This is a genomic window from Acinetobacter sp. IK23, from assembly GCF_035615275.1.
Classification (GTDB): domain Bacteria; phylum Pseudomonadota; class Gammaproteobacteria; order Pseudomonadales; family Moraxellaceae; genus Acinetobacter; species Acinetobacter seifertii.
This window is the reverse complement of record NZ_JANBNX010000007.1, coordinates 62,758-85,584: the sequence shown is the minus strand read 5'-3', so window position 1 is coordinate 85,584 and position 22,827 is coordinate 62,758. Positions and strand designations below refer to the sequence as shown.

Sequence of the window (22,827 nt, the reverse complement as noted above, 5' to 3'; positions counted from 1 at the left end):
GTTGTTCAATGAAGTCGTACTTAGAAAGTACGACCAATTTCAAACTGGATTTCTTTAGTTTCATCACCCGGTTTATCATTTAACGGGAATGCATAGCTAAGTGACAGTGGCCCAATCATAGTAATCCAAGTTACACCCACACCCACGCTATAACGTAGATTACCTAAATCGAAGCCATAGTTATCTTCACAATATTTCTTAACATCTGAAATTGACTGACCATTAATGGTCATGCCTTTACTGCCATAAACAGAGTTATTAATATTACACTTAGTATCAAAGACCTGACCACCTTCAGCAAACAGTACAGGACGTACCTGACGAGTCCAATCGCCTTTAAATGGCATAGGTAATGCTAACTCAGTACCAAATTGAACTAGAGCATTACCACCCACATTTTCAGGTGAAGAATCATTTTGTTTTGTTTCTTGTAAATTTACACTAGCATATTTAGGGCCTAAGGTACTGTTGTCATAACCACGAACAGAGCCGTAACCACCAGCATAGAAGTTTTTATAGAACGGCAAATCATTACCATAACCAAGCTTACCATAGCCACGAAGTACAAAGCCTGAACTACCAATTGGTAAGAAAGCTTGTGTATCATAAGTTACTTTTTGGTAATCAACATCACTACCTGGTAAACCAATTTCGAGGCCTAAACGGTGAGACATACCAGATGTTGGGAAAATCGGCCTATTTAACGTGTTATATGACCAACCTAAGTTTAAGTTATAGGTAAAGAATTCACCATCAAATGCGCTTCCATAAGGATCAGAAGTTTGACCAGTTGGGCAGTTCCCACTCGTGTCGAGATCTACTAAACAATAGGTGCTAGTTGCAGTAGTTTTACCACCATTTGCTAATAAATAATCACGTACATAGGTAGAGACATAAGGACCAGTGGTGACTTTAGTATTATCAACACCAACTGAAGCACTTAAACTTTGGTTTTCATCAATAGGATAACCAAAACTTAAACTACCACCCACACTATCGGTTACATAGTTATTAACGTTATAGTTATCATTTAGCTTAGTTTTACGATAATAAACGTTATAACCACGGCTTACTCCATCAATGGTGAAGTATGGGTCAGTGACACTTAAATTATAATAATCTTGAGTTTCTGAACGAGACAAATCAATTGCAACTCGGTTACCAGTACCCATGAAGTTGGTTTGACTAAGTCCTGCTTGGAACGTGATACCACCATTTTGCGAATAACCTACCGCCAATGTTGTGGTACCTGAATGTTGTTCTTCAACATTTACATTCAAATCGACTTGATCAGGTGAGTTTGGAATTCGGGCAGGTTTAATATCAACAGTTTTAAAGAAACCTGTACGCTCCAATCGAACTTTAGACAAGTCAATTTTTTCATTACTTGCCAAAGCACCTTCCATCTGACGCATTTCACGACGTAATACTTCATCAGAAGTTTTGCTATTACCAGTGAAATTAATACGACGTACGGTAACTTGCTGACCTGGATTAACATAATAATTTAGGTCAACAACACCAGTTTCATTATTAATTTGCGGAACAATATTTACATCAGCAAAGTAATAACCTGCATTACCATACTTGCGCAAAAGTAATTGCTTAACAGCATTTACCTTTTCTTGAGAATAAGTATCGCCATCTTTATAAATTTTTAAGGCTTGTAATTCTTCAGGCTTATACAGTGCATCACCCAAAAATTTAGTTTGGCCAAATTTAAACTGATTACCTTCCTCAACTGCAACTTCAATAAAGATATGTTTTTTATCTTCACTAATATTAAGTTGAGAGTTATTAATATTGAAATTAATATAACCCTTGTTAAGGTACATAGCACGTAATGCTTCAAGGCTTGCAGCCATTTTCTCACGCGCATAGCGGTCATTGCGTGTAACGATTGAAGCCCAGCCGCTTTCTTTAAGAGCAAATGCTTGCTTGATTTCACTGTCTTTAAAAACAGTATTACCAATTACATTGATATCAAAAACTTTTGCTGCCGTTCCTTCGTTGAAATTAATTTTTAATTCAACGCGATTATTTGGTCGCGCAACGGTATCAACAGTAACGCTAGCATCATAACGACCTTGTTGAGTGTATTGCTGCTCTAATTCTGTTTGAATGGTTTGCAAAGCAGATTTCTTAAAAACCTCACCCTCTGCAACACCCATTTTTTTAAGGCCTTGTTCTAACGCCTCTTTAGGAATAAGTTTATTACCCTTAAATTCAAGTTTTGAAATAATAGGGCGTTCAATAACATTAAAAACCAAAGTATCGTTATCTTTTGACGCTTTAATATCATCAAAAAGACCCGTGGCATACAATGTTCGAATTGCTTCGGCGATCATCGGCTCATTAACGCGATCGCCACTGTTGATTGGCAACATGGTATAAACATTTGCAGGAGTAAGACGGACTAAACCGTTTACACGAATATCTCTAACAACGAAATCATCAGCTGCATATGCTTGTTGTACCGCTGCCATAGCGCTAACAAGTGCCAAAGGCATTAAAAAATGTGTGTGCCGCATGCCAGTTTTTTCCAGTAAGTTATAAATCCATACACGTTTACAAACGCATAAAATCATTAAATAAAGCTAAAAGCATCATACTACCGAGCAGTACCATACCAATTTTCAGACCAAACATTTGTATTTGTTCAGAAACAGGCTTTCCTCGAATAGCTTCAATGATGTAATACACTAGATGGCCACCATCTAACATTGGAATTGGTAATAAATTTAAAATTCCAAGACTTACACTCATCAATGCCATGAAAGAGATAAAAGTTTGCCATCCCATTTCTGCACTTTGCCCAGCTACTTTTGCAATAGTGATAGGTCCAGAAAGATTTTCTAATCCAATAAGTCCTTTTACCATTTTCACTATTGAGTTCAAAATCATGCTAGAGATCTGGCCAGTTTTATCAAGAGCCATTTCAAAAGCTTGTATTGGAGTATATTGGATTGTTTGCTTATATTCGTCAGGAATTGTAATTTTTCCAGCGTCACTTTTTACACCAAGAACACCATTTACTTGTCCCATATTATCGCGTTTTCCTTGTGGCATCACTTGCAAATGAACCAACTGTTGATGACGCAACACATCAATATTAAGTAACTTTTCTGGAGAGCGCTGAACAACCTCAACAACATCAAACCAATCTTTCATAGGCTGACCGTCAATCGCAACAATACGATCACCCACTTTCATTCCTTGACGAATTGCAGCACCATCTGCTGTTAAATCTGTTACAACAGCAGGAATTACAGGTCGATAAGGTAAGAAGCCTAATACATCGAGTGCAGATTCATTTTGGTTTTTTAAAAAATCTTTTATCGGTAATACAAAATTTTTCTCGGTGCCTGCACGATTTACATCGATATTTACAGTACCGGTTTCACCTACACGATCGATCAAAGCAAAATTTAACTTTTCCCAAGTTGCTGTTTCTTTGCCATCAACAGCAATAATTTTATCACCTACATGTAACTGAGCAGCTGCAGCTGGCGAGTTTGGTATAATTTTACCGATTTTAGTATTTAATTGTTGTTGCGCTGGCAAAAATAAAACCCAAAAAAGCAATACGGCAAAAATCAAATTAATTAATGGCCCTGCCGCAACAATAGCTATACGTTTCCATGGTTTTTGACGGTTAAAAGCATATGGTAAATCTTGTTCTGCCACATTACCTTCTCGCTCGTCTAACATTTTAACGTAGCCGCCTAAAGGTAAAGCAGAAAGCTGATATTTAATGCCGGACTTTTTAGAGGTCCATTTGAGTAAAGTTGGACCAAAGCCAATTGAATAAACTAAAACTTTAACACCAAGTTTACGTGCAACCCAATAATGACCAAACTCATGAATTGCAATTAATGGACCAAGTAAAAGAGCCGCTGCTGCAATCATAAAAAGAGCATTCATTTCAGCCTCCAATACTTGATATATATTGTTGAGCTACTGAGCGAGCCATTTTATCTTTGTCTAAAATGCACTCAATGCTCTCAGCGGCTGCATTCTCTAAATCTTGCAAAGTATGCTCTACCACTTGCGGAATATGTGTAAATCCAATCCTTTCCTTTAAGAATGCTTCAACAGCAATTTCATTCGCTGCATTCAAAATGGTAGGCGCCAAACCTCCTGCACGCATTGCTTGTCTCGCAAGATTTAGTGCAGGAAATTTTTGGGTATCCGGAGCTTGAAAATTAAGTTGAGAATACTCAAATAAATCTAAAGCAGGAACACTTGTTTGTAAACGCTCAGGCCATGCTAATGCATGTGCTATTGGCGTACACATATCAGGATTACCCATTTGTGCTAATGTTGAACCATCAACATACTGCACCATAGAGTGAATAATACTTTGTGGGTGAACAACAACTGTAACAAAATGTTCAGATATTGAAAACAAATGACATGCTTCGATTAACTCTAACCCTTTATTCATAAGAGTAGCTGAGTCAACTGAGATTTTTTGGCCCATAGACCAGTTTGGATGTTTACATGCTTGTTGTGGTGTTACATGTTCCAATTGTTCTAGGGAATGATTTAAAAAGGGACCACCAGATGCCGTCAGTAGTATTTTGGATACACCTAATTGTGGTTGCCCAGTTCTCTCAACTTCTAAATAATTATGAGGTAATGACTGGAAAATAGCATTATGTTCTGAGTCCACTGGCAATAATAATGCCTGATGATCAAGAGCAGCTTGCATCATGATTTCACCAGACATCACCAATGCTTCTTTATTTGCAAGCAATACTCGTTTACCTGCTTTAACAGCTTCCAAAGTAGGTAAAAGACCTGCAGCACCTACAATTGCAGCCATTACAATATCAACGTCAGCATGTGATGCAATATCAATCAGACCATCTTGCCCAACTAAAATATCAATATCTTGTATGTTTTGTTGCGCAAATAATGTTTTTAATTCAGCTATCTTCAGTTCAGGCACAACAACAACTTTAGGACGAAACTGTTTGCAGATTTCAACAAGTTCAGAAATTCGACTATATGCCGAAACTGCAAAGACTGAATACTTATCTGGATGCTGACTTAAAATTTTTAAGGTACTTTGTCCAATAGAACCAGTTACACCCAATATGCAAACAGATTGTGTCATCTATAAATCTACACCAATAAGCTTTAATATATACATTCCCGTTGCAAAAATCGGGGCTGCTGCGAGTAAAGAATCAATACGATCCAACACACCACCATGACCAGGCAACACACGGCCAGAGTCTTTAATACCAGCACGACGTTTGATCATTGATTCAAACAAATCACCTAATACTGAACCAAATACTGTAATTAAAGATAAGATCAGGAATAAAAGTTGTTGAACCCAAGTTAGGTTTAAATATTGATATTGCACTACAAGCATGACAACCACTGTAGTTAAAATACCACCATACAATCCTTCTAGCGATTTATTTGGACTTACTGTGGGTGCCAACTTTCTTTTACCAAATTTGCGGCCTACAAAGTAAGCTCCACTATCTGCACCCCATACAAGCAAGAACAAATACATCAACCACCATGGTGAGCTTTGCCATACTACAAAGATTGCGGTCACTGCTGCACAGATAAGAATTAAACCAATAATATAGAGAGTCGCGTTATACCAACCATCAAATTCAGGAAAAGACTTAACCCAATATACACTAACGAGCCAAGTTAAAATTGAAGCAGACCATAGCAACAATGCAATGTCATGAAAGAATAAGGCAACACCAGAAACAAAGGCAACAAGTAGACCATAACCCCATGCTTTAGGCTTTACTACCGCACCAGCTTCATGAGGCATTAACTTATACCATTCATACCCCGCAACCGCTGCCGCCACAATCATAAGTACCAACATTGGATAATGTGATTGCGTAGCAAACATACAGCCCAAAACAACTGCAACAAGTACCAATGCGGTAACAATCCGCTCTAACATTATAATTTCTCGATTTTCTCTTGCTGAATTTGTTCAGATGTTTTACCGAAACGACGTTCACGCCCTGAAAACACATTCAGTGCATGATCGAATTCCTCGACTGTAAATTCCGGCCATAATGTATCCGTAAAATACAGTTCCGCATAAGCTGCTTGCCACAACAAGAAGTTAGATATACGGAAATCTCCACCTGTACGGATCAACAAGTCCACAGCTGGCAGATCGTTTAGACTGACATATTTTCCGAACAAATCAACATTTATTTGATCAGCGTCAATTTCACCACGAGAAACTGCTTGTGCAACCTCTTTAGCTGCATTTGCAATATCCCACATACCACCATAGCTAATCGCAATAGTTAATGTCATGGCGTCATGATGTACTGTTTGTTGCTCTGCATCTTCCATTAAGGCAACTAAATGTGAAGGTAATCTAGAACGATCCCCTATAAAACGCAAAGCAATATTGAATTTTTTCATGCGAGGTATTTGCTCATGAATTGTTTCTTCAAGAAGCTTCATAAGCAGATCGACTTCATATTGTGGTCGATTCCAATTTTCACTCGAAAATGCAAAAACAGTTAAAGCACGAACGCTAGTTTTTATACAATGCTCAACAATAGGGTCAAGAATATTTTTACCTTCTCGATGCCCATCGCCTTTTTGCATTTGATTTTTCTTGGCAAAGCGGTTGTTGCCATCCATGATGATGGCAACATGCTGAGGAAGATGATACTCTTCTGATTCGGTCATAAAATTAGACCTTCATCAATTCTGCTTCTTTCGCTGCAAGACGTTTATCTACTTCTGCAACATATTTATCAGTGATTTTCTGAATATCATCACCTGCACGACGCTCATCATCTTCAGAGATTTCTTTCTCTTTCAATAATGCTTTGATATCACCTAAAACATCACGACGAATGTTACGAATAGCAACTTTTGCATTTTCAGCTTCACTGCGTGCAACTTTCTGCATATCACGGCGTGTTTCTTCAGTTAAAGCTGGTAAAGGTACACGAATTGAATCAGCAGTAATAGGGTTTAAACCTAAATCACTTTCACGAATTGCCTTATCAATTGCAGATACCATTGTACGTTCAAACGGTTGAACGATAAGCGTACGAGAATCTTCAACACCAACGTTCGCTACTTGGTTTAAAGGCACATCAGAACCATAGTAAGGAACCATTACCCCATTTAAAATTGATGGGTGTGCACGGCCGGTACGAACTTTATTAAACCCTTGTTCCAAAGACTCAAGAGTTTTCATCATACGCTGTTCGCTGTCTTTTTTCAGATCGTTAATCATATGATCTTCCTTACTTATTTATTCAAGGATGTATATAACAAATTTAATTTAGCGCTAGTATAAAGAGCTTTGCAGCACACGTACATTATTTAGTAACGCGCGTACCCTCTTTTTCACCCATCACAACTGATAAAAGCGCACCAGATTTATTCATATCAAATACTTGCAATGGCACATTGTGGTCACGGCATAGGCAAATTGCTGTTAAATCCATAACGCCTAGCTTCTCATCCAACACTTGATCAAATGTTAAATGATCATATTTGACTGCATCTTCGTATTTGCTTGGGTCTTTATTATAGACACCGTCTACTTTGGTTGCTTTCAAAATTAAATTTGCTTCAATTTCAATACCACGTAGACATGCTGCTGTATCAGTTGTAAAGAATGGATTACCTGTTCCTGCAACGAAAACACAAACTTCGCCTTGGCTTAAATGACGGATTGCATCACGGCTTGAATATGACTCTACAACAGTACCAATTGGTAATGCAGACATAAGACGAGTTCTAATGTTTCGACGCACTAATGCATCACGCATTGCCAAACCATTCATGACAGTTGCAAGCATACCCATCTGGTCACCTGTTACACGGCCAACTAAGCCATCTTTTTGTAACTGGCTACCACGATATAAGTTACCGCCACCAACAACGATACCTACTTGCACACCCAAGCCCACCAAATGTGCAATAGAAAGTGACATCTGATCTAAAACTTGAGCATCAATACCCATATCTTTATTACCTGATAATGCCTCACCAGATAATTTTAATAAAATTCGTGAATAACGGGGGCTTATTGTTTCCGCCATGACTTTGCTCCAAGACCTCTTAAACTGAATGCTTTTTGAATCGTGATTCGATTAGACCGATTTAATTTTAATTAACTTTGCAAATAAGTCGTATTCATCCGCATCGGTAATTTCGACTTCCAACATATCACCTGGTTGAATCGTGCTCTTATCGATATCTTCTACGAAGACATTACCGTCAATTTCCGGAGCATCGGCATAAGAACGTGCAACAGCAACAGGATATTCATCTTCCAAACCATCGACTAATACAGTCATCGTTTGACCGATACGTTTTTGTAATTTGGCAGCAGATATTTGCTGCTGCACTTGCATAAAGCGCTCGTAACGCTCTTGCTTAATTTCTTCTGGCACATGATCTGGTAAATCATTCGCCGTAGCGCCTTCTACTGGTGAGTAGGTAAAGCAGCCTACACGATCAAGTTGAGCTTCAACTAACCAATCTAGCAAAATCTGGAAATCTTCTTCAGTTTCGCCTGGAAAACCAACCACAAAAGTAGAACGGATCACAAGATCCGGGCATTTTTCACGCCACAATTTAATTTTTTCTAGAGTATTTTCACTATGCGCCGGACGCTTCATTAATTTAAGAACACGTGGGCTCGCATGTTGGAATGGAATATCTAGATAAGGCAGGATTTTACCCTGAGCCATCAAATCGATCACTGCATCAACATGTGGATAAGGATATACATAATGTAGACGCACCCAAATTCCAAGCTGACCAAGTGCTTCACACATGTCAAAGAATTTGGTTTTTACTGGCTGTCCGTTCCAAAAATCCAACTTATATTTAGTATCTACACCATAAGCTGAAGTATCTTGTGAAATAACCAATATTTCTTTCACACCTGCGCGTTTTAAAGCAGCTGCTTCTTCTAACACGCTACCAACTGGACGTGATACTAAATCACCACGCATGCTCGGGATAATACAGAAGGTACAACGGTGGTTACAGCCTTCAGATATTTTTAAATAAGCATAATGCTTAGGCGTTAAACGGATACCTTGTTCAGGAACAAGATCAATAAAAGGATTATGTTTCGGCGGTGCTGGTACATATTCATGTACAGCTTCCATCACATCTTGATAAGCTGCTGCACCAGTAACCTTTAAAACGTTCGGATGCATTTGACGAATTTTATCTTCATCTTTACCTAAGCATCCTGTAACGATTACTCGACCATTTTCACTCATGGCCTCGCCAATTGCATCTAGCGACTCTTGTACCGCAGATTCAATAAAACCACAGGTATTAACAACTACTAAATCAGCACCATCATAATCTGATGCAACTTGATAACCTTCAGTCTTTAACTGAGTTAAAATTCGTTCAGAATCTACCAATGCCTTAGGACAACCTAAAGAAACAAAACCGACTTTGGGGGTCTTCATGAATCTGCGCTCCACTTGAATGCGCGTATTGTATGTCTTTTCTCGTCTCACGCATAGGTGGAAACCCCACTCTTTGTGTAATGCACCAAAATACAACCAATATTTGCACCAAAACCCAATATTGCACCAAGTTGGAACATGTTATTATTAGCAAGTAGGCTGCTATTTTTGACCAAAAGATATTAAGAACGATTTTAGCGCGCTTTAATTACGCTTGAAACCTCAAAATAATCCATAAACAAAGTTGGCGTACATTTTGCATCATTCATGTTCTATAACGGTGAATACCGATAACCAATGAAGATGCCATTGCGCCATTTTAAGACAGGAACGATTCGCTAATGGATCAACACGCACCTATCGACTATCGCCTTTTGGTAGACAATTTAACTACTGCGATTTTATTAATCGATAGTAATTTTAATATTTTTTATTTGAATTCAGCTTGCGAAGCACTTTTCGACATTAGTTTGCTACGCGCTTCTGGGCAGCCAGTTTTAAATTTACTTCATGCGCCAGATGATACCTTTAATACACATGAAGCCTTACTCAATACTTTAAAAACAGGACAACCTTATACACGTCGTGAAGCTGTGATTAATGTCAACTTTAAAGACTTACATGTTGATTATACGGTTTCACAATTAAATGCAGGTAAAAGTTACCATCCACTTTTACTTATTGAGTTAAATCCAATTGACCGTATGTTGAAAATTTCTAAAGAAGAAAACTTAATTCAACAACATCAAGTGGCTAGACAGTTGGTTCGAGGCGTTGCTCACGAAATTAAAAATCCACTGGCTGGGATACGAGGTGCCACTCAATTACTTGCTCGGAGCTTGAATGACGAGAGTTATGCGGAATTTACAGATGTTATTATTAATGAAGTAGATCGTCTTACTAACTTAGCTGACACTATGTTAGGTTCAAGACAACTGCCGAGTTATGAGAACGTAAATGTTCATGAACCTTTGGAACGAGTTCGGTCTTTAATTGCAAACCAAACCAAGAAAAAAATTAAAATTACGCGTGACTATGATTTGTCTTTGCCAGATGTGAATGCTGACCGAGACCAATTAATTCAAGTTATGCTCAATATTAGCGTTAATGCTATTCAAGCGATTACAGAAAATAAGTCATTTTTTATAGATCAAGAACCCGAATTAATTTTACGTACCCGAATTCAACGTCTAGTCACTATTAATGGTGTGCTCAACCGCTCGGCTGTTCGAGTTGATATTGAAGACAATGGACCGGGTATTCCAGAAAGCATTTTAGAATCTGTGTTTTACCCGTTGGTTACAGGACGAGCAAAAGGTACAGGGCTTGGCCTGAGTATTGCACAGAACATTATGCATCAACATAACGGAATGATTGAATGCCAATCAGTTCCTGGAAAAACAATGTTTAGCTTATATTTACCTTGGGAGTCAGACCGTGTCGCGAAATAAAATATGGGTTATTGATGACGATCGCGCCATGCGATGGGTACTTGAAAAGACCTTTAAAGAAGAAGGATTTGACGTCACCAATTTTGAAGAAGCTCAAACAGCACTCGAACGTTTACATCATGATGCGCCCGATGTCATCTTAACTGACATCCGTATGCCTGGTATCGATGGGTTGACTTTTTTATCCAAAGTAAAAAACACACACCCCGACTTACCCGTCATTATTATGACAGCTCATTCAGACTTAGAGTCAGCTGTATCAAGCTATCAAACTGGTGCGTTTGAATATTTACCAAAGCCATTTGATATTGATGAAGCTTTAGCTTTAGTCAATCGTGCGATTTTGCATATCAATAAATTGCAGCAGCAAGAAGCTACAAAAACTGCTTCTCCGCTACAATCGACAGAAATTATTGGTGAATCTCCTGCCATGCAAGAGGTTTTCCGAGCAATTGGGCGGTTATCGCAATCACACATTACTGTTTTAATTAATGGCGAGTCAGGAACTGGTAAAGAGCTCGTTGCACATGCTTTACACAAGCATTCACCGCGCCGTGCCAAACCATTTATTGCGCTAAACATGGCAGCAATTCCGAAAGACTTAATCGAAACGGAATTATTTGGTCATGAAAAAGGTGCTTTTACAGGCGCAAACACTCAACATCAAGGTCGTTTTGAACAAGCCAATGGCGGAACTCTCTTTCTTGATGAAATTGGTGACATGCCATTTGAAACACAGACTCGTTTACTTCGCGTACTTGCAGATGGTGAATTTTATCGAGTTGGTGGACATATCCCGGTTAAAGTGGATGTCCGAATTGTCGCTGCAACACACCAAGATTTAGAAAAATTGGTGAATGAAGGTCGATTCCGTGAAGACTTATATCACCGTTTAAATGTAATTCGTATTCATATTCCTAAGCTTGCGCATCGTAGCGAAGATATACCAATGCTTGCTCAGCACTTCTTGGCCCGTGCAGGAAAAGAGTTAGGTGTAAGTCCAAAGATTTTACGTACTGAAACAACAGACTATATGCAACAACTGCCATGGCCAGGTAACGTACGTCAGCTTGAAAATACCTGTCGTTGGTTAACTGTCATGATTACTGGTCGTGAAGTTTATCCAGAAGATTTACCTTCTGAACTAAAACAAGTACCACTTCAAAAAACTAGTGAAACTAGTCAGCCAGCCCCGTCTTTTGAGCGTATTTCTTTACATCATTGGGATGAGCTATTAAATCAATGGGCAATTCAAAAGCTCAAAAATGGCGAAATGAAGATTTTAGATATAGCAACACCGATGTTTGAACGCACATTAATTAATGCTGCCCTACAACAAACTCGTGGACGCAAACGTCATGCAGCTGAACTATTAGGTTGGGGACGCAACACCCTAACCCGAAAGTTAAAGGAACTAGGAATGGATTCTGCTGATGACGATGATGAGGACGAACATAAAGCAACGTTGTCTGAAGCTTAATTGTAAAATACACAACAAGAGCGGCTAATTGATTTTAGCCGCTTTTTCTTTATATCTATTGATAAGGAAATTAATCTTTAAAATAAAACGTGAACATATAGTTACATCACTAAAAAACTCCAAAAGATCGTGTAAGCTTTTATATTTTAAAATATTTATTCAGTTTCATACTTATATGATTGTTTAGCAGACAATCGAAGAATATAGCAATGTCCATCGGTAAAGATAGTTTTGATATACTAGCTAAGCAGTATTAATCGTTGTTATTAAATTTTATGCATGATCCAGTCCTTGAGTCACATCATCCTATATGTGACAAACCTCAGACGCGCCGCGGTATCGAACGTCGTTTAGCTTTATTGCTAAGCGCAACCGAGCTGTTTTTGGAAAAAGGATATGATGCTGTATCTCTTGACGATATCGTAAATCATGCAGGTGGTTCAAAGGCCTCTATTTATAAATATTTTGGAAATAAAGAAGGACTTTTTACCGCTATTTGTGACTATAAGCGTGAAATGTTTTTTAAAGATGTATGTATTCCATTTAATCCTGAAAAAAGTACTTTAAAAGAATATCTGATTCAAACGCTCGAACGTGTTTACGTTCATATCATTCAACCGGAACATATCGCGTTTTTACGACTTATTATCGAACAGACCGAATGTAATACAGTCCTCATACAATACCTTTATGACAAATGGGTACACAACTTACAGAATACTCTTACTCAAGCATTAGAGTTTGCGCACAATGCAGGAGAAATCACATGTCCTTCTCCTTATCATTCTTCACTCATGTACTTTGGGATTTTACGCGATATTGAGTGGCGTATGATTATGGGTATGCCTGCTCTACCCAATGAGAAAGAAGCTTTTGATTATATTGAATATTGTGTAGACATTTTCTTAAAAGGCCACCATAAAGTCTAATTCTTTTGCATTTTAAAATGCTTATAGTATAGTAGACTTCTTTTTCTCCACATCCACCCAGCCAACAACAGATAATTGTTGTATTTCAAAGACAATTATTATGGAGTAGCTACATGGCTCTAAGACATTTCCTGACTTTACGTGATCTATCCACATTAGAACTTAACCGCATCTTAGAACGCGCAAGTGAACTAAAAAAAATGCAACAAGGCAATAAGGTTTATCAGCCTTTTGTTGGTAAAGTATTGGGAATGATTTTTGAAAAATCGAGCACACGCACTCGTATTTCTTTTGAGGCTGGTATTAACCAATTTGGTGGCAGTGCCATCTTTTTGTCACCTCGCGACACACAACTAGGTCGTGGTGAGCCTATTGAAGACTCAGCACGTGTTATATCAAGCATGCTTGATATTGTGATGATTCGTACTTTTGGTCACGACATTGTTGAACGCTTTGCATCTTACTCAAAAGTTCCTGTGATTAACGGCCTAACCGATGACCACCACCCTTGTCAGTTACTTGCAGATTTGCAAACTTATATTGAACATCGCGGTAGTATTGAAGGTAAAACCGTAGCTTGGATTGGTGATGGCAATAATATGTGTAATTCATATATTGAAGCTGCACATTTAATGGGTTTTAAATTAAAAATTGCTTCGCCAAAGGGTTTTGAACCTAAACCTGAATTTTTAGCGGAGTTTGGACATTGTGTTGAGCTTTTTGACAATGCTGAAGATGCTGCTGTAAATGCTGACCTTATCGTTACAGACGTATGGGCAAGCATGGGACAAGAAGAAGAACAAAAATTACGTAAGAATGCTTTTTCAGCGTTTCAAGTCAATGAAAAACTGATGAGTCTTGCACATCCAGATTGTTTATTTATGCATTGTTTACCAGCACATCGTGGTGAAGAAATTTCAGAAACCATGCTTGATCATAAAAATTCAGTCGTATGGGATGAAGCAGAAAACCGCCTACATGCTCAGAAAGCTTTAATGGAATTTTTATTGAATGAAAATTTGAAAAAAGCTTAATCTCGATAGAAAAACAGCATCTTTAAGGTGCTGTTTTTTTTATTTCCATAAAACTCTTATTTTTCTTGTTTATTTTTTAAAATTTTTCACGATGTTGCCGAATATATAAACAGTCTATATTTCAACTACACTCTAGAATCGTGTATAACATTCTACACAATAAGCCAAGCCTACTCTTGTAGAGTGCGATTATGACAACCCTTGAAGAATCACTATCTCAAATCCCTGCATTTTCAATTATTCACGAACACTTATTTAGTTCAGCACAACCTTCCGTTGAACAGCTCAAACTCATTAAAGAGTATGGCTGTAGTACTGTTATCAATTTAGCTTTGACAAATTCATCGAATTGTATTGAAAATGAAGATCAGGTTTGTCTTCAGCATGGTTTAAATTACATTCATATTCCAATTGACTGGGAAACACCTTCTTCTGACCAATGCTTATTGGTTTTAGATTTAATTGATCATTTGGTTCAAAATGAAATTGTTTGGGTACATTGTGCCAAAAACAAACGTGTAAGTTGTCTCATGTACGTATACAGACAATTTTATATGAATATGGACATGCCAACTTCTCAAGATTTACTGCACGAAATTTGGGAACCCAATGAAACCTGGACAGGACTAATCCATAGCATTACCTTACAGCTACAAGGCCGTAAGGCTACCTTAGAACTTCAACAGTCTTTGCAACAAACTGATGATTTAGTTTAATTAGAGATTAATACTGTCGCTGTTGCTAAAATTCCTTCTTGGCGACCCGTAAACCCAAGTTTTTCGGTGGTGGTCGCTTTGATACTAATTTGATTTAAATCCACATTCAAAACATCTGCAATGCTTTGGCGCATCTCTAAATTATGTTTCGCTAATTTAGGACGTTCGCAAGCTACAGTAAGATCAGCATTATTCAAACGATAACCACGGTCTAATATTAATTGATAAACGTGTTTTAGCAGTACACGGCTATCCGCTCCTTTAAACTCTGGATCGGTATCTGGAAAATGCTGACCAATATCACCAAGCGCCAGTGCTCCAAGTAAAGCATCACATAGCGCATGTAACACAACATCACCATCAGAATGTGCTTTTAAGCCATGCGTATGTGGGATCTGAACGCCAGCCAAAGTTACGAAGTTACCCTCTTCAAAGGCATGTACATCCAGTCCTTGTCCAATACGAATTTGAGCAACCATATCAACTCTTCCCTTCTATAAAAACTTAAGAAATCTTGTATTCAGCTGTTGTGTTTCGCTATAGTACACTTAGCAAAGTAGACTGAAAGTATAAGCGATCATGCCGTCGAATACTGATATGAATCAATTGAAAAGATTAAGTTTTGTCGTGACATTGAGTTGTTTATGCTCACCATTTGTTTTTGCAGAATCTATGGACTGCTCAAATTCAAAATCTGAGCTCAAAATTTGCTCAAAAACCTTTAGTGAAGCGCGTAAGCAACTCAACAATCAATATCTTTCTGCATACTTAGTTACAGATGCCCCCTTAAAACTTCTACAAGATACACAGACTTTGTGGTTTAAACATACTCAACAATGCAAAAATACTTCATGTTTTCAACAACAGTTTGATATACGTGGGGATGATTTAAACTTTTATGCATCACTTAAGCAAACCCTAACGCAGCATTATCTTAAATTTGAAAATGGGCATATTGCAGCTCAACCTGTTCATTTACAAATTCATCAACTTGCTAAAGATAAAATCAAAATCGAAGGATTAGCTTACCGTAATCCGAATAACCGAAAAGATACGCAAACTATTTCACTAATGGCTTATAGCTCTCCTGAACAAAAAAGTGAAATTTTAGACAACGAACATAACTGCAAATATAAGTTCGATTTCCAAAAGACCTTACTTGTAGTGAAAACCCAACAAAAAGGCTGTGAACGATTTACTGGTGTTTATAGACTATATGATTAGTTGATATAAAACAAAAAAGCCAGTGAATCTACACTGGCTTTTCTTTTTTAAGCTGGATATTTCTGCAGAATATCTTGACTCACCAAAACAGCAGTCGCTGCTGATAAAGTCCAACCTAAATGGCCATGTCCGGTATTATAAAAAACTCGTGGCTGTTTAGACTGTTTTACGACTGGCAACATATTAGGCATCATCGGTCTTAAACCTGCCCATGGAACAACATGCTCAGTTGAAATGTCAAAATTACGATTCACCCAATTCACTAAAGGTTGAATACGATCCGCTCGAATGTCTCGATTATAGCCGTTAAACTCAGCAGTACCTGCAATACGTAAACGATCTTGGCCTAAACGAGACGTTACAATTTTGGCGCTTTCATCAAGCAAACTCACCCATGGCGCATTTTTAATACTTTTCTCATCTTTCAATTGGACAGTAATTGAATAGCCTTTAACTGGATAAACATTTACACGCTCACCGACCATATCAGCCAACTGATAACTTCCAACACCACCACAAACAACCAGAACATCACCTTCCAATTGAAAGCTATCTGATTGAGAAAGATGAGGATGTTCAGCACTTGGCTGACAATTCAACACTACTTTATCTGTGTGACACTTAATATCAGTCACTTCAAGCCCAAATTTATACTGAACACCATATTGTTTAGTCTTTTCAGCTAAAGAAGTTGAATACTTATGAATGTCTCCAGTTGCATCACTTGGAGTGTAATACCCCCCAAAGTAATCACCAGTTAAAGATGGCTCGATTGTCTTCATTTCCTCTGGTGAAACTGAATAGCGCTCCAAAGTACCTTTGTTTAAGACGTCATTCACCTGTTTAGCAACATCATAATCAGCCTTACTGTGATACATATGAAGAATACCGCGTTTCTCCAAATCAAATTGAAGCTGCTCTTTTTCAGCGACTTCAAACAAGCGCTTACGAGCGAGCAATGCTAAGCGAACAGTTTCTATGGTGTTAGCCTCATAATTTTTAATATGAGATAGAAACTCAACTAACCAGCTATATTTGTGCAAACTAAAAGAAGGGTTAAGTAATAGAGGAGCATCTTTTTGCCTCATCCATTTAAAACCTTTTATAACGGTCGCTTTCTGGTTCCAGACTTCTGCATTACAAGCAGATAATTGCCCTCCATTTGCAAATGATGTTTCCATAGCTGGATAAAGATGGCGATCAATCACTGTGACTTGGTAACCTAATTGAGATAATTCATAGGCTGAAGTAACCCCTGTGATTCCTGCACCAATCACAATAACATGTGGCATAACAGACTCCTCTGAAATGCAAAAACATTTCATCAGTACAGCCCATCTGTCATTTGTACCTGAGAGTTTCGACCTAAACACTACCTTTTAGCATTTCGATCTTCCCCTTCGGTGAGTTTATGACTTATAAGTTTTTATTCTTCATGCTTATAAATCTTAAGCTGCTCTCCAGATTTTTTAATTATTACAGTCCTTTTGCCTGAGAGTTTCCGGGCCTGTTGCTCCTTCGGCGGGTTCCTAAGAACCTCTCTCCCGCAATAATTTTGTATTTATATAAGCAATGTATCTGCCACTTTTAAAAAAACGCATTCTTTTCTTGTAAACTTTTGTATAGCAATTCAATTAAATAAGAAAGTATTTGATTTAATTATAAACAAAGGTGAATTATTTGAATTCACCTTTTGCTATTTATTAGAGCTTTCCTTCAAGCACTTGGTCAGAAACTAGACCTTTCCATTGCTCTCTCAAAGCTGGTAAATAAAACTTCTCACCAATTGTGACCAACTCAGCATCAATGAGTGCATGAATTTCGTGCATAAAAATATAATCCAATGCGACCAAAGACAGTTGATGATTTTTTTGTGCTACTTTTTTACGTTTAGATTGAGCTTGTTTAATGAGCTCATTTGCAAAATTTTTATCTTTATATGTTGTGATTGCATTTAAACGAAGCTCAATAACACCCCAACCTGCCAACAATTTTTTGAAGATTTCAAAGTCTTTTGTCGTTGATTCCCAAGTTACGTTTTCCAGATTATTATCTTCGGGTAAAACAGGTAACAGTAAATCACCAGTACTTGGAAAAATCTTTTTAAGATTTAACAGAAATTTAACAGGCTGATCACTTGGGTAATCATTAAACTGCACATGTTGTTCGGTATCTGTTAAATAAATCGAGAGCATTCAAAAATCCTTAGCTAAGCAACTGTTTATTATGTGTTTAATTTCTATATCGCAAAATAAATGCAAATTAAAAACAATACAAAAACAGGATAAGGTGGGCATTTTAACAATTATGACAGCTTATTCAACTCTAAGTTAGTTTGATTAAGCTATATAAGAACAATTAAATTCAATTAACTTTGTAAAGAGCGCTGATATGAATTAATAGCTCAAAAAGTGAGCGCTCATTAAATATACTACAACTCAGCCTCTTATTAAGATTTAATGTTACAATACAGTGATTTACTCAATTTCATCTGGCTCCCAAAGAAATGAATAGATCACAGTTAATTTTATTATTTTTAAGTATTTGTACTTTTTCTTCTTCTGTATTTTCTGAAACGATTACCTTCCCAACTGAACAAGAGTTTTATGACCAAAAATCAAATCGCCATAGAAGTATGCTTGAGATAAACAATTCAAATCATAAGTTTAACGAATCACAACACAATCCTTTTCGTTCCGATTCAAACAAGAAAGCAGTAGATTTTTTTGAAATTGCCAAACAATATCAAGATGAGAAACCACAAAATACATACTCTCACTCTCCAGATCCAACTGTGAATATGAGTGATCATGACCGAAGTCTCTACTACATTAGAAATCATGATGATATAGGTCTCAAAAGAGATATTCGTATTCAACAATATAGATCATTAAAACAGCAATATGATAAAGGAGTCATTTCCAATGACGAATACAAAGAGAAAGTTTACAAAATTTTAAAATAAGCTTTTATATATTCTGAAGCCTTCTTTTAATGGAAGGCTTCTATAAGAAATTTTGAGATAGAAGGTTAAAAATTATAAAAAACAAAGATTCATAGTAAATAAACAATAAAAATTAAACAGTTTTAACTGTTAAAAGACACCAAACTATTGAGGTCTTCCCTACAAATAAAGGAGAGATCAATGAAGATCCGCGCTTCACGTACCTATTCAACTTATTCAAATCACTATTTTATTTCGAAAGAATATGAATGCAGTGTTATTCCACTAAAAGGAATGTGCTTTACCGATCTTGGTTTGACCGAAAATGGTGTGATTGAACCGATAGAAATTACAGAGGTCACTATAGATCCAGCCTCTAATTCATATCATGTTCTTTTAGCAAAAGACGCTCATGAATACACAAAAGAAGAAGTAAAAAGAAAATTTGAAGAAATGAAAGCAAATGGTTGGGAATATATAGAAGATCTACTAGTGTAGTTTTTATTTTCGACCTATACGTTAGAGTACATGTGAACAACTCTAGATTTAAGGTGTAAACATAATAGCCATCAGTAGTACTGTACATTCAGTACAAAATGATACTGCTGATGGCTATATAGACCGCTTATTTACTATTTGGCGAAACCATTTTTTCAGGTTTAACGACTTCATCAAATTGTTCTGCTGTTACTAAACCAAGCTCAACAGCCACTTGTTTTAAAGTCTTATTCTCTTTATAAGCAGTTTTCGCTACTTTTGCAGAGTTTTCATAACCAATAACTGGATTTAATGCAGTAACTAACATGAGAGAGTTATGCAAGAACTGATCAATTTTATCGCGATTAGGTTCAATTCCAACCGCACAGTGATCATTAAAACTATTGCATGCATCGCCAAGAAGCTGAATAGATTGCAATAAATTATAAGCAATCACTGGCATAAATACGTTTAACTCGAAGTTACCAGAAGCACCAGCGACATTAATAGTGGTATCGTTGCCAAGCACTTGTGCAACCACCATGGTCATTGCTTCACTTTGAGTTGGGTTCACTTTACCTGGCATAATACTTGAGCCTGGTTCATTTTCAGGAATGCGAATTTCCCCAAAACCACAGCGTGGCCCACTTGCTAACCAACGAATATCGTTAGCAATCTTATTTAAGCTTACTGCAAGCGTTTTTAATGCACCTGATGCAAAAACAGCGGCATCACGCCCTGCAAGTGCTTCAAATTTATTAGGAGCAGTAACAAATGGCAAACCTGTTAAAGCTGCAAGCTGAGTTGCAGCCTTAACAGCATAGTCAGGATGAGCATTTAACCCTGTTCCTACTGCTGTGCCGCCCAATGGCAACTCATATAAACCAGTTAAAGCTTGTTGTAGACGTACTAAACCGTGCTCAAGCTGAGAAACATAACCACTAAATTCTTGGCCTAAGGTTAATGGTGTAGCATCTTGCAAATGAGTACGACCAATTTTAACAATATCGTGAAACTCATCGGACTTCTTCTGCAAAGTTGCTTTAAGCTGCTCTACAGCTGGAATCAGCAATTCATTAATTTGCAAACTTGCTGCTACGTGAATCGCTGTTGGAAATGAGTCATTAGTAGATTGCGCACGATTGACATGATCATTTGGATGTACTGGTTTTTGTGCGCCCAGCACTTCACCTAATTTTTGGTTGGCAATATTGGCAATCACTTCATTACAGTTCATGTTGCTTTGTGTACCAGAACCTGTTTGCCAAACTACGAGTGGGAACTGTGAGTCCCATTTTCCTGCAATCACTTCTTCGGCAGCGCCCACAATATATTGACTTAAATCTTGTGGTAACTGTCCTAACTCTGCATTGGTTATTGCTGCTGCTTTTTTTACCAATCCCATCGCTCGAATCATGGCACGGGGTAAACGCTCCTGCCCGATTTTGAAGTTCTGTAAGCTACGTTGGGTTTGTGCTCCCCATAGCGCTTCATTTGGAACTTCAATCTCACCCATAGTGTCATGTTCAATTCGTGTTTGCATAGAAACCTCGGTTATGTGGTTAAAGAACTCACGGGCTGAAGCAATTTTTGCTTTGGCTAGTTAATTTTAGTATCGTACTCAAGCATTTCATTATTGTAAATAAGAATCATTATCTTATCTTCCATTTAATGTGTTTTGATAGAATCTCCATTCATCTTCAATCATTTGCTTTAAAGTTCGTTTCGGATTCCATTGTAATAAAGTTTTTGCTTTTCCTACATTTGCACCAAGTTGAGCCAATTCTTCATGCTTATAAATTGCCGATTGTGTCGCAATTTCAGCTTGGGTCACTTGTGAAATTTCATCTAATAACTGACGAATTGAATGTACTTGGTCATGTGCAATATTAAATGCTTCACAGCAATGGGTTTGATCACGTAGCCATAGTAGAGTTGAACTTACAGCTTCGCATACATCTAAGACATGTAGAAAACTACGCTCTACAGTATGGTCTTCGGTAGACACTTGGTCTTGTAATTCAATTAAATCACGCTGTATGGCTGCAACTTGCAATGCAAGCGGTACAATATTTTTAGGAAGCTGTGCAACATACTCACCTAACACACCATGCTCAAAAGCACCTACAATATTTGATAGGCGTAAGATCGCAATTTTCCATTCATGATCAATTTTATAGGTATCACGAATGATTTCTTCAATCATCTGTTGAGATTTGATATATGGATTTGGATAAGCGTAGTTGAAATCTTGTGTTTCACTCAGTTCTAAATCAGATTTTCCATAGACAGCCAAGCTAGATAAATGGATAAAATGACGAACTCCTGTACGTTGCATCGCACGTAATAGACTCATGATGCAACTGACATTATCGTTGTAATATTCGAGCGGTTTTAAGTTAGATTCTTCAATAGATTTAAAACCAGCGGTGTGAATGACTGCATCAATTGAGTATTGTTCAAATACCTTATTCAATGCAGGTGTATTACGTACATCAAGTTTAACAAACGGAACGTACATACCAGAGATGTATTCTAACCGCTCAAGCGTTTGCAAGGTCGAGTTAGCCAAATTATCGACAATAACCACTTCTTGGCCTTGAGCCAACAGACTCAATGCAATGTGTGAACCGATAAAGCCTAAACCACCTGTCACTAAAATCATTGTATACTTACCTTTCTCTTAATGTATCTACGCCCATTTAGACGTATGACCATAGTGAATTCTCAATGAGTACATTACTACTAATAACCTCTGCTCCTACTTCAATCCATGCTTGGCATGCGCTGGGCCTTGCTCAGGCACTCAAAAGTAAAAATGAAGACTTTCGTGTATTCTTTTACCAAGATGGCGTTCAGGTTGCGAATGATTTTCAGTGGGTTCCTGACGACCAGCGTAATTTAACGCATGAATGGCAAAAGCTCTCGATCCGACTTCCTGTCTGTGTCAGCGCCGCCCTTGCACGTGGTATTACCGATGCAGAAAATGCGAGTCGCCATCAACTTAGTCATCACAACCTAGCGAACAACTTTGAGTTAGTTGGACTAGGTGAACTTGCTGATGCAGTACAGTCAGCCTCTCGTCTTCTTCAATTCTAAGTTACT

At 37.6% G+C, this 22,827-nt stretch carries 22 protein-coding genes and 1 riboswitch; of the genes, 9 read left to right on the top strand and 13 right to left on the bottom strand.

The window, feature by feature from the left end:
• Positions 1 to 20 precede the first annotated feature (20 nt).
• The 8 genes from bamA to rimO form a co-directional block, all read right to left on the bottom strand.
• The gene (gene bamA, locus MSG95_RS07525) at positions 21 to 2,531 is read right to left on the bottom strand and encodes an outer membrane protein assembly factor BamA (RefSeq protein ID WP_049065199.1); all 2,511 of its coding nucleotides are present in this window, start codon (positions 2,529 to 2,531) and stop codon (positions 21 to 23) included.
• A 37-nt stretch (positions 2,532 to 2,568) separates the two neighbouring features.
• Positions 2,569 to 3,924, bottom strand: a complete 1,356-nt coding sequence (rseP, locus tag MSG95_RS07520) for an RIP metalloprotease RseP (RefSeq protein WP_019458737.1) — start codon at positions 3,922 to 3,924, stop codon at positions 2,569 to 2,571.
• 1 nt (position 3,925) lies between these two features.
• Positions 3,926 to 5,122, bottom strand: coding sequence for a 1-deoxy-D-xylulose-5-phosphate reductoisomerase (gene ispC / locus MSG95_RS07515; protein WP_077166171.1), 1,197 nt, complete (start codon positions 5,120 to 5,122; stop codon positions 3,926 to 3,928).
• Complete coding sequence (locus tag MSG95_RS07510) at positions 5,123 to 5,947, bottom strand: phosphatidate cytidylyltransferase (RefSeq protein ID WP_077166172.1); 825 nt, start codon at positions 5,945 to 5,947, stop codon at positions 5,123 to 5,125.
• A complete protein-coding gene (gene uppS / locus MSG95_RS07505; RefSeq protein WP_019458734.1) occupies positions 5,947 to 6,699 on the bottom strand; it encodes a polyprenyl diphosphate synthase in 753 nt (250 codons plus the stop codon). The genes MSG95_RS07510 and uppS overlap by 1 nt, the downstream gene beginning before the upstream one ends.
• 4 nt (positions 6,700 to 6,703) lie before the next feature.
• Positions 6,704 to 7,258, bottom strand: a complete 555-nt coding sequence (gene frr, locus MSG95_RS07500; RefSeq protein ID WP_004701195.1) for a ribosome recycling factor — start codon at positions 7,256 to 7,258, stop codon at positions 6,704 to 6,706.
• An 85-nt stretch (positions 7,259 to 7,343) separates the two neighbouring features.
• The gene (gene pyrH, locus MSG95_RS07495; protein WP_000852257.1) at positions 7,344 to 8,072 is read right to left on the bottom strand and encodes a UMP kinase; all 729 of its coding nucleotides are present in this window, start codon (positions 8,070 to 8,072) and stop codon (positions 7,344 to 7,346) included.
• Positions 8,073 to 8,123: 51 nt separating this feature from the next.
• Positions 8,124 to 9,467 (bottom strand): 30S ribosomal protein S12 methylthiotransferase RimO, encoded by a 1,344-nt coding sequence (gene rimO, locus MSG95_RS07490; protein WP_004701193.1) that lies wholly within the window; start codon positions 9,465 to 9,467, stop codon positions 8,124 to 8,126.
• Between the two features lie 341 nt (positions 9,468 to 9,808).
• Here rimO and glnL point away from each other — a divergent pair, with 341 nt between their 5' ends.
• The 5 genes from glnL to MSG95_RS07465 all read left to right on the top strand — a co-directional run bounded on the left by glnL (position 9,809) and on the right by MSG95_RS07465 (position 15,077).
• The gene (gene glnL / locus MSG95_RS07485) at positions 9,809 to 10,918 is read left to right on the top strand and encodes a nitrogen regulation protein NR(II) (protein ID WP_004701192.1); all 1,110 of its coding nucleotides are present in this window, start codon (positions 9,809 to 9,811) and stop codon (positions 10,916 to 10,918) included.
• Entirely contained in the window at positions 10,905 to 12,398 is a 1,494-nt protein-coding gene (gene glnG, locus MSG95_RS07480; protein WP_004701189.1) for a nitrogen regulation protein NR(I), read from the top strand. Before glnL ends, glnG begins: the two co-directional genes overlap by 14 nt.
• 275 nt (positions 12,399 to 12,673) lie before the next feature.
• Positions 12,674 to 13,327, top strand: a complete 654-nt coding sequence (locus MSG95_RS07475; RefSeq protein WP_004701188.1) for a TetR/AcrR family transcriptional regulator — start codon at positions 12,674 to 12,676, stop codon at positions 13,325 to 13,327.
• 113 nt (positions 13,328 to 13,440) lie between these two features.
• Positions 13,441 to 14,361 (top strand): ornithine carbamoyltransferase, encoded by a 921-nt coding sequence (gene argF, locus MSG95_RS07470; RefSeq protein ID WP_004701186.1) that lies wholly within the window; start codon positions 13,441 to 13,443, stop codon positions 14,359 to 14,361.
• Positions 14,362 to 14,552: 191 nt separating this feature from the next.
• A complete protein-coding gene (locus MSG95_RS07465) occupies positions 14,553 to 15,077 on the top strand; it encodes a protein tyrosine phosphatase family protein (RefSeq protein WP_077166173.1) in 525 nt (174 codons plus the stop codon).
• Here the strand turns inward: MSG95_RS07465 and ispF are convergent.
• Positions 15,074 to 15,556 carry a 2-C-methyl-D-erythritol 2,4-cyclodiphosphate synthase gene (gene ispF, locus MSG95_RS07460; RefSeq protein WP_077166174.1) on the bottom strand — a complete coding sequence of 161 codons (483 nt, stop codon included), beginning with the start codon at positions 15,554 to 15,556 and terminating at the stop codon, positions 15,074 to 15,076. The genes MSG95_RS07465 and ispF overlap by 4 nt on opposite strands.
• Before the next feature lie 100 nt (positions 15,557 to 15,656).
• Here ispF and MSG95_RS07455 point away from each other — a divergent pair, with 100 nt between their 5' ends.
• A complete protein-coding gene (locus tag MSG95_RS07455; RefSeq protein WP_213033586.1) occupies positions 15,657 to 16,301 on the top strand; it encodes an A1S_1983 family putative colistin resistance protein in 645 nt (214 codons plus the stop codon).
• A gap of 47 nt (positions 16,302 to 16,348) precedes the next feature.
• Here the strand turns inward: MSG95_RS07455 and MSG95_RS07450 are convergent, their stop codons facing one another.
• Positions 16,349 to 17,593: a D-amino acid dehydrogenase gene (locus tag MSG95_RS07450; protein WP_077166175.1), complete on the bottom strand. Its 1,245-nt coding sequence runs from the start codon at positions 17,591 to 17,593 to the stop codon at positions 16,349 to 16,351.
• A gap of 177 nt (positions 17,594 to 17,770) precedes the next feature.
• A riboswitch (glycine riboswitch) is annotated at positions 17,771 to 17,858 on the bottom strand.
• A gap of 146 nt (positions 17,859 to 18,004) precedes the next feature.
• Complete coding sequence (locus tag MSG95_RS07445; protein WP_077166176.1) at positions 18,005 to 18,496, bottom strand: hypothetical protein; 492 nt, start codon at positions 18,494 to 18,496, stop codon at positions 18,005 to 18,007.
• 311 nt (positions 18,497 to 18,807) lie between these two features.
• Here MSG95_RS07445 and MSG95_RS07440 point away from each other — a divergent pair, with 311 nt between their 5' ends.
• On the top strand, positions 18,808 to 19,266 hold the full coding sequence (locus tag MSG95_RS07440) for a hypothetical protein (protein WP_068933673.1): 459 nt from the start codon (positions 18,808 to 18,810) through the stop codon (positions 19,264 to 19,266).
• Positions 19,267 to 19,446: 180 nt separating this feature from the next.
• Positions 19,447 to 19,743 (top strand): hypothetical protein, encoded by a 297-nt coding sequence (locus MSG95_RS07435; RefSeq protein ID WP_077166234.1) that lies wholly within the window; start codon positions 19,447 to 19,449, stop codon positions 19,741 to 19,743.
• Positions 19,744 to 19,870: 127 nt separating this feature from the next.
• Here the strand turns inward: MSG95_RS07435 and fumC are convergent, their stop codons facing one another.
• Positions 19,871 to 21,265 carry a class II fumarate hydratase gene (gene fumC / locus MSG95_RS07430; RefSeq protein WP_077166233.1) on the bottom strand — a complete coding sequence of 465 codons (1,395 nt, stop codon included), beginning with the start codon at positions 21,263 to 21,265 and terminating at the stop codon, positions 19,871 to 19,873.
• A 114-nt stretch (positions 21,266 to 21,379) separates the two neighbouring features.
• Complete coding sequence (gene galE, locus MSG95_RS07425) at positions 21,380 to 22,387, bottom strand: UDP-glucose 4-epimerase GalE (RefSeq protein WP_151819522.1); 1,008 nt, start codon at positions 22,385 to 22,387, stop codon at positions 21,380 to 21,382.
• A 65-nt stretch (positions 22,388 to 22,452) separates the two neighbouring features.
• Between galE and tusD the strand changes: the two genes are divergently transcribed.
• On the top strand, positions 22,453 to 22,821 hold the full coding sequence (tusD, locus tag MSG95_RS07420; protein ID WP_000105719.1) for a sulfurtransferase complex subunit TusD: 369 nt from the start codon (positions 22,453 to 22,455) through the stop codon (positions 22,819 to 22,821).
• Positions 22,822 to 22,827: the final 6 nt, after the last annotated feature.